Source organism: Calothrix sp. CBUCES-K 9914 (assembly GCF_059640475.1).
Window position 1 is genome coordinate 22,557 of record NZ_JBXXZH010000069.1, and the last position, 16,824, is coordinate 39,380.

General features: G+C 37.8%; 11 protein-coding genes and 1 pseudogene. 7 read left to right on the forward strand and 5 right to left on the reverse strand.

Annotated elements, in window-relative coordinates:
- Positions 1-405: 405 nt before the first annotated feature.
- Entirely contained in the window at positions 406-1,887 is a 1,482-nt protein-coding gene (locus tag AC2JBO_RS17215; protein WP_496954876.1) for a beta-barrel domain-containing protein, read from the reverse strand.
- Between the two features lie 269 nt (positions 1,888-2,156).
- On the opposite strand from AC2JBO_RS17215, the gene AC2JBO_RS17220 reads away from it, so the two are divergent.
- Positions 2,157-3,428, forward strand: a complete 1,272-nt coding sequence (locus AC2JBO_RS17220; protein ID WP_496954877.1) for a PrsW family glutamic-type intramembrane protease — start codon at positions 2,157-2,159, stop codon at positions 3,426-3,428.
- Positions 3,429-3,436: 8 nt separating this feature from the next.
- On the opposite strand, the gene AC2JBO_RS17225 is transcribed toward AC2JBO_RS17220, so the two are convergent.
- Positions 3,437-4,291: a phosphate/phosphite/phosphonate ABC transporter substrate-binding protein gene (locus tag AC2JBO_RS17225; RefSeq protein WP_496954878.1), complete on the reverse strand. Its 855-nt coding sequence runs from the start codon at positions 4,289-4,291 to the stop codon at positions 3,437-3,439.
- 221 nt (positions 4,292-4,512) lie between these two features.
- Here AC2JBO_RS17225 and AC2JBO_RS17230 point away from each other — a divergent pair, with 221 nt between their 5' ends.
- Positions 4,513-5,400: a Tll0287-like domain-containing protein gene (locus AC2JBO_RS17230; protein WP_496954879.1), complete on the forward strand. Its 888-nt coding sequence runs from the start codon at positions 4,513-4,515 to the stop codon at positions 5,398-5,400.
- 66 nt (positions 5,401-5,466) lie between these two features.
- Here AC2JBO_RS17230 and AC2JBO_RS17235 read toward each other — a convergent pair whose 3' ends face one another.
- Entirely contained in the window at positions 5,467-7,566 is a 2,100-nt protein-coding gene (locus AC2JBO_RS17235; protein ID WP_496954880.1) for a caspase family protein, read from the reverse strand.
- 476 nt (positions 7,567-8,042) lie between these two features.
- Between AC2JBO_RS17235 and AC2JBO_RS17240 the strand changes: the two genes are divergently transcribed.
- The 3 genes from AC2JBO_RS17240 to AC2JBO_RS17250 all read left to right on the forward strand — a co-directional run bounded on the left by AC2JBO_RS17240 (position 8,043) and on the right by AC2JBO_RS17250 (position 12,144).
- Complete coding sequence (locus tag AC2JBO_RS17240; RefSeq protein ID WP_496954881.1) at positions 8,043-9,239, forward strand: sigma-70 family RNA polymerase sigma factor; 1,197 nt, start codon at positions 8,043-8,045, stop codon at positions 9,237-9,239.
- 15 nt (positions 9,240-9,254) lie between these two features.
- Entirely contained in the window at positions 9,255-10,415 is a 1,161-nt protein-coding gene (locus AC2JBO_RS17245) for a DUF1822 family protein (RefSeq protein WP_496954882.1), read from the forward strand.
- 334 nt (positions 10,416-10,749) lie between these two features.
- On the forward strand, positions 10,750-12,144 hold the full coding sequence (locus AC2JBO_RS17250) for a DUF8082 domain-containing protein (RefSeq protein WP_496954883.1): 1,395 nt from the start codon (positions 10,750-10,752) through the stop codon (positions 12,142-12,144).
- A gap of 71 nt (positions 12,145-12,215) precedes the next feature.
- Here AC2JBO_RS17250 and AC2JBO_RS17255 read toward each other — a convergent pair.
- Positions 12,216-12,521 (reverse strand): annotated as a pseudogene (locus AC2JBO_RS17255) (ATP-binding cassette domain-containing protein); the annotation flags it as partial.
- 111 nt (positions 12,522-12,632) lie between these two features.
- On the opposite strand from AC2JBO_RS17255, the gene AC2JBO_RS17260 reads away from it, so the two are divergent.
- Positions 12,633-12,848 carry an element excision factor XisH family protein gene (locus AC2JBO_RS17260; protein ID WP_496954884.1) on the forward strand — a complete coding sequence of 72 codons (216 nt, stop codon included), beginning with the start codon at positions 12,633-12,635 and terminating at the stop codon, positions 12,846-12,848.
- Positions 12,836-13,072 carry an element excision factor XisI family protein gene (locus tag AC2JBO_RS17265; protein ID WP_496954885.1) on the forward strand — a complete coding sequence of 79 codons (237 nt, stop codon included), beginning with the start codon at positions 12,836-12,838 and terminating at the stop codon, positions 13,070-13,072. Before AC2JBO_RS17260 ends, AC2JBO_RS17265 begins: the two co-directional genes overlap by 13 nt.
- Positions 13,073-13,092: 20 nt before the next feature.
- Here the strand turns inward: AC2JBO_RS17265 and AC2JBO_RS17270 are convergent.
- Positions 13,093-16,824 (reverse strand): amino acid adenylation domain-containing protein (locus tag AC2JBO_RS17270; RefSeq protein WP_496954886.1); only part of this gene is annotated, 3,732 nt, incomplete at its 5' end.

Here is a 16,824-nt window from a genome sequence, read left to right on the forward strand (position 1 = left end):
AGTTGTTGATACGATTGAAAATATTAGTGAAATAACAGCACAGCTTTAAAATTTTCGACACAATGGTAAGTGAATTTACTGTTTTCTATATAAATAAAATCCTTACCTCAAAAGCAAAGCGGCTTTTAAATAGAAGTGAACTTTGCTTATATTTTTGTATAGGGTTGGTAAAATCAATTTATGCACAATGGGATTCAATAAAAATAAAAAACGTTGAAATGCTTATTTTTCCTACCTCTCATGATTGTACGTCTTGGCAATAAGTAAATCGGAGCCAAAATTTGTCACTATGTAACGTTTTATAAAGTAGAAGCGAAAAGGCAAATGAAAACCTCTCCCGCACGGGAAAGGTTTGGAGAGGGGTGTTTTGTAGCATAAGCGTTCCTGTTGTGCTTAGAGAGTATCCTAAGTCGGGAATCTTAAATTGGTACGAATAGACTCTAGCCAAGAAGACATAGTAGTTTTTTGCCCAACCACAATTTTCGCAGTCACTGCGGCACCTGGAATAAACGACTTTTTCTCAATGTTATTTTTTATTAAGTGTTCATTTATATCTATGCGAGTTATGTATAATAAGCGTCCGTTCTTATCACTTGTAGGTCTGGGAACCGTTTCAACTTTTCCTGACAAAGTGCCTACCTGAGAGGAATTTGCTAGTTTTATCTTGGCTAACATGTTTTGTTTAATGAGCGTAATGTCTTTTTTGTTGACTTTAACTTCTGCGATTAATTCCTCGTCATCAGTAACGATAGAAAATAATTCATCTCCTGGTTGTATTGTTGCTAATACCTTGTTGACTTTGTTTTTGTGGATGTATCCAGAAACAGGGGCTATAATTGTTCTGTGATTGTTCTGTTCTTTGGCAGCAGCAACTTTGGCATCTAAGTTTCGTATGTCAATCTGTAACTTGTTAATTTGAGCCAGAGTTACTTTCTGATGTTCAGCTTCGAGACGATTAATATTATTTTCAGCGACTTGATACGATTTTTGCGCTTGAGAAATTTCTTTCATTTTGGCTGCGATGTCTTTTTGTAAAGACATTACTTTACCTTCTGCATCGCTAACTTTGTTGCGCGCGCTTACCACTTCCTGAGAGCTTTTGAGGATATCGGCTTGAACTTTGATTAGTTCAACATACGCCTTATTAACTTCATCTTCAATCGCTTTGTATTGCTGACGTGAAACGGCGCCGTTCTGGTATAAATATTTCTGATTATTAGCTTTTTCTTGAGCAATGGCAAGACTTGATTCGGCTTTTGGTTTAATCTTAAGATTATTAGCATAAATCTGTTCAGCGTTCTTTAGATTGGCTTTGGAGTTCGGTACTTCGCTTTTGGCGCCAGCTAGATTTTCTTGTAAGGTAGCTAAACGAGCTTTTGACTGTTTCAGTAAAGCTACTTGACGATTTAAAGAAGCTGTTGCAGTTGATACCTGCCGATTTTGTGATGAATTTCCCCGAACAGTGCGTTCTGCTGACAAACTTGTAAGTTTTTCTCGATTCAGCTTTGATAATTGTTCTAAACGTTGAATTTCTGCTGGTGGCATAATTGGGTCTAATTGAACGAGCAAATCTCCTCTGTTAACATGTTGGTTTTCATTGACTTTGATGTCTCGTATCTTTCCACCTGTAGGAGAGCGTACTGGTTCTACTGGGTGGGAAGGAATAATTTTACCTTGAGTGTCCGCGACTTCATCTACTTTATTAAACGTTGCCCAAGCAATAGTTGGTGTCAATACCAAACAAGTTAAACTTATTACTAAGCGAGTATATAAAGGAATTGAACTTTGTACGCTAGGGGGCTTATTGTATAAATTGTTACTTGCTTTTTGAGATTGTTGCTTAGATGGTCTAAGTTTAATTTTAGAAATCTTTAGTGCATTTTTCATGATTCGTTCTTAGCAAAGAATTCTAAACTTTCTATAGCGGTGTAAAAAAAAGTTTATGCACTCTCTGAAAAAAATTTTATTTAAATGAACCATCTTGTGGAACGGGCATCCCTGCCCGTTTCATCTCCAGGGCAAGGCGAGTCCCAAGCTCCGGGTGGGCACTGCCCACCCGGAGCTTGTTGAAAAAGTGCATTCCGGTCAGCTAGTTGCATATTCACTCTTACCCACCACTAGTAACAGACAGCAACCCAAATAAACCTGTAGGACTTATGAAGAGTAACTTCCAAATTCAATTAAGCTGGAAAGATTTAGCAACGGGAAAATCCCGCGAACCTCGTTTGAGTTTGCCTATTGCCTTCGGTAGAGTATTCGCTCAAATGCCTAACAAAATTGACAACCGCGTCGTCTCCCGGATGGTACTTAATAATCATAAGGTTTCTCGCTATCATACCTTAATTGACTGGGAAGGCGACCACTTGCTGGTCATAAACCAGAGCGGTACTCATGATACAATAGTCAACGGTAAGCGTCAAAAACGCTGTATTCTAAATAATGGCGATACTTTGCAAATTGGTCCTTTCACAATAACTGTTACCTTTATTAATAGCCCACCCTCACATTCTCTCAGCAACAATTTTACGATTGCTTCTATACTTACAAGTTTCAATAACCACCACCTTAGCCTGACGGAATTATTTCCTGTTGCCTCGAAGAAACTCAATTTACACCAAAATAGTTTTTTGTTGCCAGGTATTGTCACGGTAATCTTTGTTGCAGCAATGTTGCTTGCTAGAAAGATGAATGAGTTATCTTTCCTCTATATCTTGGCTGCTTATCTCGCTCTTGCGAGTCACTACTTAATCCATAAATTTTGCCATAAGCATAAACCCTGGTGGTTGCTAGTTAGCTTGGCTTTGTCTACAGGTTTACCACTTTTGGGTGGATTCCATATATCATTACCAAAGACGGGAAATCACATTCTTGATTTAATTGGTGAGGTTGTTTTAGCAAAAGGCTTTTTAGAAGAACTGTTTAAAGCATTGCCTGTACTATTAGTTTACTACATTGCCAGATTACTTCCATCACCGAAGCGTGAACTCATTGGTGTACACGAACCTATGGATGGAATACTTTTAGGAACTGCATCTGCTACTGGTTTTGCACTTGTAGAGACTATGCTGAATGTGCATGAAGAAATTGGAGCGGGCAATTCTTTTGCTGGATTAACTCTTTTAATTCCTCAAATTTTAGGAGATATTTCTGGACAAGTTGCATACAGTGGCTATTTCGGTTACTTTATTGGATTAAGTGCGATTAAAACAAGCAAACGTTGGCACCTTTTAGGAATTGGCTATTTAACATCAGGTGTTATACATAGCGTAGCGGCGTTAGCAACTCTTTTGCAAGACAAACAACACCACACTTTACTCGCTAGTATATTTTTAGCTGTGATTGGCTCTGTTGCCTATGTATTTTTAATGGCAGCTATCCTTAAAGCTCGTCAGCTTTCAGGACGTTTACAAAAATCTGCTGTTCATTAATTCTTTGATCAAAATAAACGAACTGGTTTAGAATTTAGACTTTCAGCAAGAGGCGCCACTCGCTTAATCACAGAATTCATATACTTATAATCGGGTACATCCGCATTTGGTATATATCCAACCTCTTTTACCAAAGTTGGAGATGCTTCTCGCATATACTTCTTGATCAAATCTCGATTCATAATTTCGATATTTGGTGCAATTAACACAACTCCTGGTGGCACATCATGAGAATCGGAATATAAGATGCGAAACTCACCATTACCTGATGCATTATATAAATTAAATTCTTCCAATGATACAGCACCTGCCGATGCCTTTTTATTTGCAACTAGGTCAAGTACAGAAGAAGGAGTTGGAGCAAATAAAACCTCTTGTAACGTTAAACCGTAAAGATTAAAAAGTGGAAAATAATATCCAGTCGCAGAACCTCGTACACCTAGTGCAACTGTTTTACCTTGTAAATCTTTCAAATTACGTAAATTACTGTCATTCCTTACTACTAGAACCGAGCGTGAATTAACATCTATCCCAAGAGGGAAAATTAATTCATATTTATAAAAAGTATTTGCTAAAGATGCCAACCCAGGAGGTGCAAACACTAATGACCAACTTTGACGTTGAATCCTTTCTATCGCTATGGTTTCATTAAATGCTGGCTCTAATTGTACAATTGCTTTTATTTTATCTGCTAAATACTCTTGAAAGCGCGCGAATTTATCTAGTGTTTTTTTAGAATTTCCATAATTGACTATACCTACAACCAATTCTAGCTGTTGCTTCCGTGCTTCGGTTGTACTACAAGCTGTAATTAAAAATAGCATTTTTAAGATAAAAGAGCGTCGATTAAGTTGTAATAGCATTAATTAATTTCACCTTTTTTCATTTTTATATGTTGTTAAAATCTCTGTATCGGTATGTATCTGTAAACAGGTTATGCCATCATAGAGAATTGTTTCAAAATGTTACAGGTAATTATACAACAAAAGATTTAATTTTTTTGAATTTTACACAAGTGTCAATCAAGTCATGATAGTCTAAAGTAAGATATAAAAGAAAACTTGAACATCGAATATAGCAAATTATGAAAATTAACACAAAAGTCAATTTAATCCTAACAATAGTATTTATTGGTGGTATATTAATCAGCGGTACTGCTTTAGCTAACGTACTGGAACACAAAACAGAGAACGAAGTGTCTAGTAAAGCGGTAATGCTAATGCAATTAATCAAATCTATTCGACAATACACAAATGATAGAGTTCAACCTTTACTGATGCCTAAAATTGAAACATCAGAGCAATTTATTCCAGAGTCAATACCAAGCTTTTCAGCAAGGGAGATATTTGAAAATTTTCGTAAGAACAAAGATTATGAAAACTTTATTTATAAAGATGCGACGCTGAACCCAACAAATTTGCGAGATAAATCTGATGATTTTGAAAGCAATATTGTCAATCAGTTTCGTGCGAATGCTGGTGTAACTGAAAAATTTGGTTTCCGAACAGTATCTGGAGAAAAACTATTTTATTCTGCTCGACCTTTAAAAATTGAACAACAAAGTTGTTTACGCTGTCATTCTACACCTGACGCGGCGCCCAAAAGTCAATTGGCAACTTACGGTAGGGACAATGGTTTTAATTGGAAGTTGAATGATATTGTTGCAACTCAAATTGTCTATGTTCCAGCAGAGGAGATATTTAATCAAACCAACCGCTCTTTCCTAATTATATTAGGTGTGTTAGGAGCTATTTTTACTGCTATCGTCATCGTCATCAATCTCTTGTTAAAGAAAACCGTACTCAAACGCATTAAAACAATTGCGTCTGTAGCGGAACAAGTTAGTATTGGTGATATGGATGCTAATTTTGGTAAGCAAGATAAAGATGAAATCGGTGCCTTAGCAGAAGCATTTAATCGCATGAAGTATAGTTTAGAAATTGCTCTAAATATGTTGAATAATCCAAAGTAGGTTAGGCTTCTAGCCTGACCTATGCACAGGCTCTAGTTCTGCCGACGCACAGGCGGGACGCCTATGCTACATTAACCGTCGTTCAAATTCCGCTGCTTTCTTTGGTTCAGAAATAGACTGAGCCAACTTTTTGATAAGTTCGGCGCGTGAAATTTGCGGATTCGATTTTAAATGCTGTTGAACCATGAAATTAGCAATCGGACCAATTATGTAAGCTAACTCACTCGTACATTTACGAGTAAATTCTTCATCGATACTCTTTGTAATTCCAGATTTATTTTGAGGTGCAACAGCTTCTAAAATTGCTATTACAGAAGACTGAAACTGTTGTTGTTTTTGCGGTGCCAAGTAAGCGGCTAAATTCTCAGCCAATAACGAGAAGCTGCTTACTTGCTTCAGCACTTGTCGTAAGATATTGGGTGCAATTGGTCCAATTTCTTGCTTTAACAACTGTTCGAGTTTTTCGTATTGCGTTGAATCTATCTCTAATTCATTAGTTTGAACTACATCTGGTTGTTGAGTTAATTGTTGAGATAACTGAGTTGGAACATTAGTTGGAACATTAACACCTGATTTATTTACCTGAAAAATCTGAGAAATATTTCCAGGTAAAATATCAATTACTGCTTGCGTTCCCAATAACCATGTTTGTAGCTTAATAGATGAAGCAACACAGAAATTTTCTAACTTATTAATCCAAGACGCAACAGGTAAACCGACTTGTGGATTTGCTTTATTTAGGCTTTCAAGTAATATACGTATAAATGCTTCTGGTTCTGAGAAAGAAGATGCCCCAGCAATTAAACATTGTCCATTTTCTGCTCCACACTGTAAATCTTCTATCCAGTTTTCTAGAGTATCAGCTTCTGGACAGTCTAAAATAATAATCTGTTTTGAAGTAGACGCGCGTCTTAATTCTTGCCTTAAAACAGAGCGACTCAAACGGGCGCCATCACCCAAAACTAACCACGCTTCGCCATCTTCTATTTCTTCAATATGCCCCCGTAGATATAATAACGCTGTTGGAATACTTTTCTTAGTACCACGAAGTGTAGATGATTGCTCATCACACCAACGAATTAATTCTTGTATTGAAGCACGTATCTCTGATAACCCTTTGCCAACAGAAGCAATATGCTCAACCTCAAACCCACCATATCCCCCCAATATACGACTTAAATCAGTTGTATTTTTGTTAGAGGTTCCATCAATAACTAATGCTCGTCGTGGTTTGCTTTCTTTCTCTGCTCCTTTAGCTTTTACCCCTATAACCAACTCTCCCACACCTTCTACTATTCGCTTCGGTGTTTGTAACGGATATTCAGAATGTAACTTATTATCACCGCGTTTGAGCTTTTGATGATTTATCAAACGCAGTTGCTGATTCATTTTATCTATATATTGCAGCGTCTGACGATACACATACTTATAAAGTCCATCAGCTTCAATTACACCATACGAATCAGCTGCTTCCCCCAATAACCCCTGCATCAAAAAGTAAGTAAATACTCCATGTCCTAACTCTGGAAATTCCCAAGATTGTTGTCCAGTGTCGCATGACAGTAAAGCACAAAATCCTTTGCTTTGTGCCGCGCGCTGCCTTAGTACATCCATCATTTGTGGCGCCGGTGATGGTGAAGTTGAAACTGCACTTTTGGCTCTACCTTCTCCTACTAATCTCATATCACCGCTATGACAAGTATCTAAACAAAGTAACTGTTGATTTGCACTACTTTTTGAGAGCAATTGTACCAACTCATCCATCCTTAACCCTGTCGCTAGCAAGTTGTCTTTACGTGTATCTCTCATACAGAGCACAGCTTCTTGGCTGTTTTGGTCTAACATGCCATGCCCAGAAAAGTATAACAAGATTGAATCAGTAGCTTTAGTTTGTGACACGATTCGCTGTAACGACGCGCGTACTACTTCCAAAGTTGGGGGTCGTGCAGAATTATCATGATGAATTATTACTTCTTTATTTGGAAATCCCTCTGTAGCTTTAGCAAATGCCTCTCCTAACCCTTGGCAGTCTATAGCTGGATACCGCAAATAAGGCAAGCCCTCATCTTGGTAGTCGTTGATACCTACCAGTAGAATCCACAGTTTGGCTTCTCCCGATTTTAATGTATTAGTTGAGAAACTAGAACCAACACCAACTGGAGCCATATGCTTTAATCCGATTATTCAATGTAAGTGTCAACATGATTTTTATTTCGTATCATCTGGAATTGTGAGTAGTAGTACAAAAGACTTGCGCCTATTTCTAATGTAACAACAAATATTTCCGACTGAAATTAAGTAAACAATTATTACTTCTGGCTCTAAAAATACCTCTAAAGATAGATTGACAAATTTAATTTTGTACAAGTTTGGGTAAATTTTGCTGATTTTTATGATTAAGCAAATTAGCGATGACGGCACCGTTGATTAAGCTATAAAAGTAAGAGATGATGGATACGATTAGTAAAATCAACATACTACATTAGATTACCAAGTTATGTGGTAAAGTTAGCTACCACGGAGCGCGGTAAACACGTGATTAATCGCTTCTGTACAGAGAACAAGTAATAAATTTTGAGAGACTTAGCATTAATCACACTAACCGACACCCATCTTTCATATAGGTTCATTCTTCACTGATTATGCAAGTCCGTCAAAGTTTAATTGAATTATTTTCAACGTTCTTAGAGCTAGACGCTTCTAGAGTTATTGGCTGGGCTACTGATGCGAGGTTGCGGCGCCATATGATTAATCAACAAGCGCAGTTATCGCAACCAGAACAATCTGAGGATTTTTGGGTATATTACTGGTATAAACTTTGGCAAAACGCTCCGGGAAGTCTGGCAAAAGGGCATTTATCAGCTTATCTACAAGAAGTATGTTACTGGGCTGCGCGCAAAACGCTTACAGGTATTTCCTCATCTCAATACACAGTATCTGATTGCTTTCAAATCGTAATTGTACGTGTTGATAAAGTCTTAAAAGGGTATAAGCCAAATGCGGGGTTTAAACTCAAGAATTATAGTAGTGTCGTATTTACCAGTGAACTCAAAGAAGTGTTGCGACAGCAAAATGAGGTTGACATCTGTACTAACTGGCGGCTATTGAAGAAAGTAAGTCAAAAAAGGTTAGTAGAGTCATTGCAAAATGCTGGACAAAGTGAGTCAGCAATAGAGTGTTACGTGCTAGCTTGGAAATGCTATCAGGAATTATGCGCTCCAGAACAGCCAACGGCTACTCGTAGATTACAAAAGCCATCCGAAGCAACGTGGCAAAGCATTGCTCAACTTTATAATCAGTTACGTTATACTCAATTAACTAGTCCGGGTGCCGAATCAAAGCCAGAAATAATAGAAAAGTGGTTGAGTAGTTGTGCTAAAGCTATACGAACGTACTTGTATCCCAATATGACTTCGCTTAATGCCCCTAGAGGGGAAGATGATGGAGTAGAACTGCAAGACATACTGCCACAACTTGCACAAGAGTCTTACATATCAGAAATGATAGCGACTGAAGAACAACTTGATAGACAATCAAAACAAGCCCAAATTGGTGATGTACTAGTAAAAGCGATCAAAGAGCTTGACTCTGAGGCACAAAAAATTATTCAAGTTTATTATGCTCAAGGACTAACGCAACAGCAAATAGCTAAGGAATTAGGAGTTAAGCAATATACAGTTTCTAGGCGACTAACCAAAGCTAGAGACACATTACTTTTAAAACTGGCAACATGGAGCCAGGAGTCGATGCATATTTCTCTAGACCCTTCGGTACTTGATTATATCAATACCGTATTGGAGGAATGGTTGCAAGCTTATTACAACCCGCGCCTCCCTTAAATTGGAGCAATTACTATGACATTTAACCCATCACCCACCCTCGATAACCCTACACATTTATGGTTGGAAATACCTGAAAACGAATTTGAAAGAAGTTGGCAGCACCAACCTTTTTCTACACCTAACCGTCGTTGGATAGCATATCTCAACCGTTTGAGTTTGAGCGCGTTTCTTCCTTGGCTACGGGAAGAGCATGGCGCCAATGGCAAACTATATCCCAATGCTGCAGCTTTACCTAGTATCTGGGAAGCTGTGAACGGCACAGCAATAAGCTTCGGAAATACAAAAATGGTATTAATTCCAACCGAAGCTTTAGATATTGATGAATTTCGCGTACCTCAAGAATGGGTAGACATTCCCAACTGGGTAGCTGACTACTACGTAGCAGTACAAGTACACTTAGAAGAAAAATGTATCCGAATTTGGGGCTATACAACCCACGCGCAACTCAAAAACGAAGCTAGTTATGACGCATTCGATAGAGCATATTGTTTGGATGGAGAAGACCTAATATCTAACCTAAATATTTTGTGGTTATCACAGCAACTTTGCCCGAATGTAATTACTCGTGCTTCTGTGGCGCCTTTACCCGAATTATCACTCTTCCAAGCGCAAAATCTAATTCAACGCTTAGGAAACCCGAATGTGATTATACCTCGAACTGAAGTACCATTTACTACATGGGGCGCTCTCTTACAACACGGTGGTTGGAGACAGCGTTTATACGAACAACGCCAAGGACAACAACAATGGACAGTTGGCGAATGGTTACAAAATGGTATATCTGATTTTGCCCAAAGATTTGGTTGGGCAACTCTCGATACACAAGCAGTAGCTGGCGCACGAGGGTCAAACATGATACAATCATCAACTATCCTGCGGAGATTAACTATCAACGAAAAGCAGTGCGAATTACGAGTACTACCTCAAGGTAATATTACTTCGAGAATCTGGCGCTTTGAATTACGCGCGCTCCGGGGTGAATTACTTGCCACAGGTGTTAAATTACGACTTCTCACAGAAGATTTACAACCGTTTGAAGGTAATGAAGTAGAAGTTAGAAACCCGAGCGAAAGTATCTACCTTGAAGTCGCGCTTGGTGAGGCGCCTGAAGGAATAGTTTGGCAAATTGAACCGACCCCAGATAACTTTGAACTAGAAATTTTATATCTTTAAATGTGAAATAATAGTAATAATAGTGCTAGTACTGACTTTTGCTTTTTGCTCCAGTTGTAGGAGCTTAATTTTTGTCTAAGTTTTGTTAAGCATTTAATCAGTCTTAATAGTACTAAAGTTTTACATAAAATCAATACAGTAGGTTTCGTTACTATAGCTTCGTGACTATAGCTCTAGCTATTGCTAATCTGGGTTGAAAATTTATTTAATAATTATTTAACATTTTGCGAGTCATTTCTAAACTATAGTTACCACTGATGTCTAAATTTGCATAAATAGCTTTTTTTAACACTATATACACTTATGCTCATTTAGATGTTAAGAAAATCTTCCAATGCTACCAGAGATAAAACCAGGAACTTTAATAAATAATCGCTATCTGATCAATAGACTCCTAGGGCAAGGTGGATTTGGACGAACTTACCTAGCTGCTGACACCCAACGTTTTAACGAGCAATGTGTTTTAAAAGAATTTGTACCAGCCACAACAAAACAAAATATACTGTATAAATCTAAGGAATTATTCGAGCGAGAAGCAAAAGTTCTGTATAAGATACAACATCCACAAATTCCAAAATTCCTCGCGACTGTAACAGATAGTAAACGATTATTTATTGTACAAGAATACATCAACGGTAAAAACTACTCACAAATATTATCCGAGCGGCTGTCTCAAACCCATAAACCTTTTTCGGAAGCCGAAACAAAAGCATGGCTCTTAGGAATACTACCCATCCTTGAATATCTCCACAACCGTAAGATTATTCATCGAGATATTTCCTTAGAAAACGTTATGCTTTCCCATACTAAATCTCTACCTATACTAATCGATTTTGGAGTAGTTAAAGAAAAGGTCACACAATTTTTTTCAAACAACAACTTTTCCCAAAGTGCGTCAGTAGTTGGAAAAGTTGGTTACTCTCCTCCAGAACAAATACGCTTTGGACAATGCTACTCTAGTAGCGATTTATACGCACTTGCTGTTTGTGCAATAATCCTACTAACAGGACAAATGCCACATTTATTGATAGATGAATCCCTTAAATGGGATTGGAAGAGAAAAGTCAATATTAGTAACTCCTTTGCTTGTATCCTAGAAAAGATGCTGGCAGAACAACCGAGCGCGCGCTACCAATCAGCACAAGAAGTAAGAATCGAGTTGAATGCTCAAACAAATGCAATACCCAGCAGCGACTCACAACAACCACTGCAACAAGAAAACCATTTGCCCACCAAACTACATCCTCAAACACCTGTTTCGCTTAACAAAGAATTTATTAAATACTGTAAACAGGAGTTAACCAGCTTTGTTGGACCTTTAGCAAGCGTTTTGATTGAACGTACCTTAGAGAGAACTCCTCATATAGCACCCCAAGAATTTATCGACGCTGTATCAGACGCAATTCCCAACCGTGATTGTGCCCAAGAGTTTAAACAGCGTTTCAATATTAGCATTCAAACATATATCAATCAACTGAAAAATTCGCTTAACTCACAACAACCACTTGCAAACCAACCAGCAATTAGTAATCCAGAATTTATAAAATCTTGCCAGCGAGAGCTTACAAGCTTCGTTGGACCTATAGCTAGTATAGTTCTGAACAAAGCTTTAACTAAATACCCGGATTTAACTCCCAATCAACTAGTAGAAACATTGGTGGCAGAAATTCCTAATGAACAACGGGCAAAGCAATTCAAAGAGCGTATCTATCATTTAAAAATTATTTAATTAAAAAATAAATATTATGTCTAGATTATGTCTATAAAATTTATATCTTTAAATGTTAATAACAAGTTTTGTTAAGGATTTAAGAATTCTAAATGTTCGCCATCCTGTAAGCGCAAATCTTTTGGACAACCCTGCATTTTTAATTTACCATGTTCTAATAATATAATCCAATCCGCGCGATTAATCACTCTGGGACGGTGGCTAATTAGGATAGTAGTTTTACCTTGACGGTGAGCTAAAAGTTTATCTAAAACTTGTGCTTCACTAACAGGGTCAAGTCCACCAGTTGATTCATCTAAAATCAATACAGCAGGTTTAGTTACTATCGCTCTAGCTATTGCTAATCTTTGTCGCTGTCCTCCTGATAAATTGGCCCCATGTCGGCGCCAAAGATATCAGTAAAGTTCAAATTTGCGGCGCTCAAAAAGTGAAAGATTGTCAACAAGGTAAAGTTATTCTTAGGGTTAGCACTTATCCTTATCCCGATTATGGTACTTTGCGTGGTGCTGTTAGGGCAATTTCTCAACTATAGAGCAGTGCTACAGATACAGCAACCAGAGCGTCAACTATATTTGGCTGTGACAACAGAAATTTATCGAACTTTTTTTCGTAGAGATTTACCAAAATTAAGTGTCCAAACTTACCAAATAAAATTATTAATATTTGACCCAGTAACTGAGGTGATTGAACAATGGATAAATTAAATCACTACCGTCAACTAATTCGTGAATGCTTGATGCCATATTTGGAAATGAAGCCATCAGGTGGAGAAATAGAAGTTTATAAAATGTTTGATACTGAAGACGATCATTATCAAATATTTCATGCTGGTTGGGATGGCTTTCAAAGAATATATGGTGCCTTAATACACATCGATTTAATCGGCAATCACTCGTTTACGCTTCTATGTAGAGACGCTCACATGTAACGTCTCTACATTCATGCTTACTATTTTTTGCTGTCTTTATTTAACGAAGATAATTTCATTCGCCGACTATCGCGAGATATTGGTACTAATGCAGGTGCCTGACTTTTAGCACTGTTATCTTTCAAATTTTCCACAACTTTCGATAATACTGCAATTGTCGGCGCCTCAAATATATTACTCAAAGGCAACTCTATTTTAAAAGCATCGCGTACTCTTGAAGCAAGCTGAGTTGCTAATAAAGAATGCCCACCCAATTCAAAGAAGTTATCATGAATACCGCAACGCTTAATTCCCAAAACCTCTGTAAAAATTTTAACTAAAGTTTTTTCAATTTCAGTTTGGGGAGCAATATAACTTTCTGTAAATTCTTTTTTAATTACATCTGCTGCTGGTAAAGCATGACGGTCTATTTTACCTGCTTGATTAAGGGGTAATGATTCCAGCACGACAAAAGCTCCGGGCACCATATATTCAGGTAGCTTTTGTGCTAAGTACGTCTGTAATTGCGGTATGATTTTGCGCGCGGCTTTTGCTTGTAAAGGGTTATTTGAGTGCTGAGTGCTGAGTTCTAAGTGCTGAGTAGTAAGTGGAGTAATTGTTACGTCTTGCCTTACGAATAATACGTCATAGCGTCCTTCTGTATTAGAATCTGACCAGCTTATATTAATGTTGTAGGGTAGTTCTTCAACTAAAGCATAAAAATCTTCTGGGTTTACTCCTAAGTTTTCGAGTCGTTGTAATGCTTCGCGCATTTGACTCACTGTTTTATAGTTCTCGGTGCCTGATATCCATTGTGCTGTTTTAACTGCTGCTGTTACGCGCGCGTTTGGTATGTGGCTAATATGTAATATTTCTGGTTTCTCCTTTAGTAGTCGATGTACAATTGCTACTGATAAGTTATTTTCGTTCCAGTCCAAAATTGATCCCCCCTGCCCCCCTTGATAAGGGGGGTTCTGAGTCAGTTTTGCTCCCCGTTGCCCTTGAGAAGGGGGGTTCTGAGTCACATTCAATAGCCCCCCTTGGTAAGGGGGGTTGGGGGGATCAACTTGTGTGCCAACAAAAATAACCGCATTATAACGAAAACGTGTTAATTCATTATCATTACGACCACGCAATAATTGTATTTGCACATCCCTAATTTGAGGAAAGCGTTGTTTTAACGCATGGAAAAAAGCAGGGTCGATAACTAACTCTGTTTCTTGAAAAATTTGCATTTGCACTCGTTGCCGCAACTGTGTACGAGTAACTTTTGGTTCTGCTTGATACAGTTCTACTTCTGCATGAAAAGCTTCTAACAGTGGCAAACTACGCACATCTCCAATAAATATAAAGCCACCTGGAGCAGTTACTTGCAAGGCGCCTTCTAACACCTGTATAAGATAATCAATACTAGGAAAATATTGGACAACTGAATTAAGAATTACTGCATCATAACCTTGTGCTTCGATACCCTCAAAATCAGTTGCCATTTTCTCAAACAATGTTACCTGTTGATGTTGCGTCTGTGCCAACTGTTGACGAATGTAATTAAGCGAAACACTAGAAAAGTCTGTTCCGCAGTATTTGGTACAATGAGGTGCAATTCTAAATAATAGTAACCCAGTACCACATCCAACTTCTAAGACTCGACTAGGTTGTAAAGCTAAAATTTGCGCGACTTGGTTATTTACCCACTCACGTATAGACTCTGCTGGAAGTGGCGCCTTTGTATAACTGCTATTCCAACCTACTATATTAAATGTTGGGTCTAATTCTGTAGCAGATTGATTATAAGTCTCATCATACAGCATCTGCCACTGAGAAATTTGTTCATCTAATAGTGCTGAGTGCTGAGTGCTGAGTGCTGAGTTAGGAGTTTTGTTTAGAACTACGTAAGCTGTTAAACGTTTTTCCGATATAGATGTAATATCTTGCGCTGTTACTACAGCTTGTTGTACTGCTGAATGTTGATTTAAAATGGCTTCAATTTCTTCTAACTCTATACGATAGCCTCGTATTTTTACTTGATTATCAACACGACCTAAAAATTCAATATTACCATCTGGTAAATATCGTCCTAAATCACCCGTTTTATAAATTTTGTTGTGGGATAAACTGATGTTTGTTAATTCTGGATTGTTAATATATCCGCGCGCTAGTCCATCCCCTGCAATGTATAATTCACCTTTTATACCAATTGGCACAGGTTGTAAATGCTCATCAAAAATGTAAACTTGTATGTTTGCAATTGGACGACCTATTGTAGGAATATTGCCAGAGGTTGTTACAACTGTATTTTCAGTCGGTCCATAATTATTGACAACGGCAAAAGGATACTCATTTGCAGGGTAATAATTAAGTTTGTCGCCACCTGTTAGTAATATTCGTAACTTGGTTGCTTTATTTGACCAATCTAATAATAATAGTTTTTCGCATAAAGGTGTTGGTACAAAGCTGATTGTAATTTCGTTATTATTGAGCCATTCTTGCAGTTGCTCCGGCGCCCATCTCGTATTATCATCTGGGAAATAAATGCTTGCCCCTACGCTTAAATAAGGAAATATTTCCCAGACACAAGCATCAAAAGCTACAGAAGCTATTTGTGAGCTTCGGTCTTGAGATGAGATATTAAAAGCTTCTTGATGCCAAAAGACAAGATTTAATAACGCACGGTGTTCTATTTGAACTCCCTTTGGTTTTCCAGTTGAACCAGAAGTATAAATAACGTAAGCAAGGTTGTTAATTGTAACATTACTATGAGGATTTTCTTCGCTTTCTTGAGCAATGCCCTCATCGTTATCTAAACAAATTACTTGTAACTCATGTTTTCCAAGATGCTCTACCCATTGTTGCTGAGTTAAGACAATTTCAACTTGGGCATCTTCAAGCATATAGTTCAAACGCGCGGTTGGGTAGCTAGGGTCTAAAGGTAAATAAGCGCCACCCGCTTTAAGAATACCAAGCATTCCCGCAACTAAATCAATTGAGCGGTCTACACATAGCCCAACTATAACATCGGCGCCCACACCCAATTTTTGTAAATAATGCGCTATTTGGTTGCTGCGAATGTTTAATTCGTTGTAATCATATTGTTGTAGAGACGCGATTAATCGTGTCTCTACATTTCCACTGTTTTTTTCTACCTGTTCTTCAAATAACTGATGAATGCATCTATCTTGAGGATAATCTACATAAGTATTATTCCATTCTACTAATAACTGATGTTGTTCTGCTTGAGTTAAAAGCGGTAAATTGGCTATGCGTTGTTCTGGATTATTTACAATACCTTCGAGTAAAACTTGAAAATGTCCTAGCATCCGGGTAATTGTAGCTTCATCAAATAAATCAGTACTATAAATTACAAAACCACTAATTCCTTCTGAGTTTACCCATACGTTTTCACCCTGTTCCCATAAATGGAATTCTAAATCAAACCGTGTTGTTTCATAATCTAGCTGTAATGGACTAAAAGTCAAACCAGGCAACTCTAAGGTTGACTGGGGTGCATTTTGCATTGCGAATACTACTTGAAACAGAGGGTTTTGATTTAAGTTACGCTCTGGATGCAGTAATTCTACTAGCTTTTCAAACGGCAAATCTTGATTTTGATAGGCGCCTAAAGCGACTTCTCGAACTCGATATAATAGCTCTTTGAAAGTTGGATTACCTGATAAATCTGTACGCAGTACTAAACTATTGACAAAAAAGCCAATTAACCCTTCTACTTCACTGCGGTTACGGTTGGCAATTGGTACACCAATGGCAATATCATC

Bases quoted from the DNA above. Each gene is read 5' to 3' on its own strand.
- AC2JBO_RS17215 (WP_496954876.1), bottom strand. From the start codon at position 1,887: ATGAAAAATGCACTAAAGATTTCTAAAATTAAACTTAGACCATCTAAG.
- AC2JBO_RS17220 (WP_496954877.1), top strand. From the start codon at position 2,157: ATGAAGAGTAACTTCCAAATTCAATTAAGCTGGAAAGATTTAGCAACG.
- AC2JBO_RS17225 (WP_496954878.1), bottom strand. From the start codon at position 4,291: ATGCTATTACAACTTAATCGACGCTCTTTTATCTTAAAAATGCTATTT.
- AC2JBO_RS17230 (WP_496954879.1), top strand. From the start codon at position 4,513: ATGAAAATTAACACAAAAGTCAATTTAATCCTAACAATAGTATTTATT.
- AC2JBO_RS17235 (WP_496954880.1), bottom strand. From the start codon at position 7,566: ATGGCTCCAGTTGGTGTTGGTTCTAGTTTCTCAACTAATACATTAAAA.
- AC2JBO_RS17240 (WP_496954881.1), top strand. From the start codon at position 8,043: ATGCAAGTCCGTCAAAGTTTAATTGAATTATTTTCAACGTTCTTAGAG.
- AC2JBO_RS17245 (WP_496954882.1), top strand. From the start codon at position 9,255: ATGACATTTAACCCATCACCCACCCTCGATAACCCTACACATTTATGG.
- AC2JBO_RS17250 (WP_496954883.1), top strand. From the start codon at position 10,750: ATGCTACCAGAGATAAAACCAGGAACTTTAATAAATAATCGCTATCTG.
- AC2JBO_RS17260 (WP_496954884.1), top strand. From the start codon at position 12,633: ATGGTACTTTGCGTGGTGCTGTTAGGGCAATTTCTCAACTATAGAGCA.
- AC2JBO_RS17265 (WP_496954885.1), top strand. From the start codon at position 12,836: ATGGATAAATTAAATCACTACCGTCAACTAATTCGTGAATGCTTGATG.